Origin of the sequence: Rhodococcus sp. IEGM 1370, assembly GCF_033142325.1 — a bacterium.
Taxonomy (GTDB): domain Bacteria; phylum Actinomycetota; class Actinomycetes; order Mycobacteriales; family Mycobacteriaceae; genus Rhodococcoides.
The window spans coordinates 1-1,284 of the sequence record NZ_JAWLRY010000067.1; the positions used below are offsets into that span (position 1 = coordinate 1).

General features: G+C 60.4%; 1 protein-coding gene. It reads left to right on the forward strand.

Annotation, left to right across the window (positions count from 1 at the left end):
- The first annotated feature begins 80 nt into the window (after window positions 1-80).
- Window positions 81-1,228, forward strand: a protein-coding gene (locus tag R4P47_RS25015; RefSeq protein WP_411567393.1) for an IS3 family transposase whose coding sequence is annotated in 2 segments (ribosomal slippage) — window positions 81-357 and window positions 357-1,228 — 1,149 coding nt in all. Because the reading frame shifts where the segments join, the coding sequence is not laid out codon by codon here.
- The last annotated feature ends 56 nt before the right edge of the window (window positions 1,229-1,284 follow it).

Here is a 1,284-nt window from a genome sequence, read left to right on the forward strand (position 1 = left end):
TGGCGTGTCCCCGGTGAACGGGGCCATCTTGTTTTAGAGTCTTGTTGCCCCTGACGTGGGCGGATAGGACGATGGAGAACATGGCTGGACGGAAACGGAACTCTGCCGAAGACATCGTGCGCAAGCTGCGCCGTGCGGACGAGCTGACTGCTGCGGGCAAGACGCAGGAGGAGATCGCGGCAGAACTCGAGGTGTCGGCGGCGACGTTGTACAACTGGCGTCGCCAATACGGCGGGATGGACACCGATGCTGCGAAGGAACTGAAAGAGCTTCGCGAGCAGAACGGCAAGCTCAAACGCCTGCTCGCCGAGGCGGAGCTGGAGAAGGACGCGTTGCGGGAGGTGGCGCGGGGAAAATTTTGAGCCCAGCTGACAAGCGCCGCGCCGTCGACATGCTCGTCAAAACGATGAGTGTGTCGAAACGGTTGGCGTGCAGAGCAGTTGGGCTTGCTCGTTCCACCTACGCACGAACACCGATCGCCGAGACGCCCGCGGATCCCGACGCGGCCCTGAGAGCATCGTTGCGGAAATACGCAGGCTCACACCCCCTGCACGGCTTCCGACGCGCCTGGGCGCACCTGAAGCACGATCAGGGCATAACGGTGAACAAGAAAAAGGTACACCGGCTGTGGAAGGAGGAAGGTCTGCAGGTTCGGATCTACCATCCCCGCAAACGCGCAGGCATCAGCTCGTGTCCGCAGATGGAAGCCGATGCACCGAAAGTGGTGTGGGCTATGGACTTTCAGTTCGACTCCACGGTGGATGGGAAGGCGATCAAGATCGCGTCGATGATCGACGAACACACCCGGCAGTCTCTGTTGAACATTGTGGAGCGGTCGATCACCGCGCAGCGGTTGACCGAGGAGTTGGACAAGGCGTTCGCGCTGTGGGGCGGACCGCCTCAGGTGTTGCGGATGGACAACGGTCCGGAGTTTATTTCTTCTGTGCTGCAACAGTTTTGCCGCGACCGTGTCGGTATCTCTTACATTCCGCCGGGGACGCCGTGGAACAACGGACACATCGAGTCGTTCAACAACCGCCTACGGAAAGAGTGCCTGAATCGGAACCACTGGACGAGCCTGCTCGAAGCGAGGGTGGTGATCGAGGACTTCAAAGACGACCACAACAATCGACACCGCCACTCGTCCCTGGGCTACCTCACGCCGTCCGAGTATGCTGCCCAATGCACCCACAACCACCAACCGGTCGAGGGTTGCGAGATCGACTGAAATCAATCACACCGTGGCTCTAGAACACGGTGGTCCGACTATCGGGGACCTGCCAG